Source organism: Staphylococcus pasteuri, assembly GCF_030547725.1.
Taxonomy (GTDB): Bacteria; Bacillota; Bacilli; order Staphylococcales; family Staphylococcaceae; genus Staphylococcus; species Staphylococcus pasteuri.
Window position 1 is genome coordinate 1 of record NZ_JAUOQO010001150.1, and the last position, 228, is coordinate 228.

Genomic DNA, 228 nt, shown 5'->3' on the forward strand with positions numbered 1-228 from the left:
GCTCAATAACACGCTCAAGCTCTTTATTGCTGGCGTTTAGCTCTTTCGATTTTTTATCCAAGGCAGTGGTGGCTTTTGCAAGCGCAAAGGCCAAAAACGTGACGGCAATTAATATGACTAGCGCTATCAGGCTATAACGCCATATCAATTCCTTGCGCAACTCAGCTAAGTGCGTAACCACCGATACGGTATAGATAACGGTCGATTCTTTAACAAGCTCATCTAGCT

Annotated in this window: 1 protein-coding gene; it reads right to left on the minus strand. The window is 44.3% G+C overall.

Annotation, left to right across the window (positions count from 1 at the left end):
• The coding region (locus tag Q4528_RS16725; protein WP_303522939.1) for a hypothetical protein at nucleotides 1-228 on the minus strand (228 nt) is incomplete at both ends.